Consider the following 325-nt stretch of genomic DNA (forward strand, 5'->3'; position numbering starts at 1 on the left):
GGTAAAGTCTGTCACGTTTATAACTTGCGAGATGCCTTAGAGGACCAAGCCGTGTTACCGTTTAACGTCGAACATGTAACAACAATTGGCAAAGATACGTTAATAACCCGGGCCCTCGAGAAAGAAACCCAGCGCGTCAAAGCACGTCGCGATAAGCAAGGCCGCCTGCTGAATACAGCTGATGAAACAAAAATTCAAGCCAAGATTCAAGCGATGTCAGTCAAGGACTTGGAAGAAACGTATTTAACTCCGGCTGACTTTGAGACCGATGAACATATTAACCAAGTTGTTCAATATATTTTACAAAAAGGCCCGCGTAAAACGA

1 pseudogene is annotated in these 325 nt (G+C 44.0%); it reads left to right on the forward strand.

The features are described 5' to 3' along the window. A pseudogene (locus tag EKM70_RS11315) lies at window positions 1-325 on the forward strand (type I restriction endonuclease subunit R); the annotation flags it as partial.

The sequence above is a fragment of the Levilactobacillus lindianensis genome (assembly GCF_003946095.1).
GTDB lineage: Bacteria > Bacillota > Bacilli > Lactobacillales > Lactobacillaceae > Levilactobacillus > Levilactobacillus lindianensis.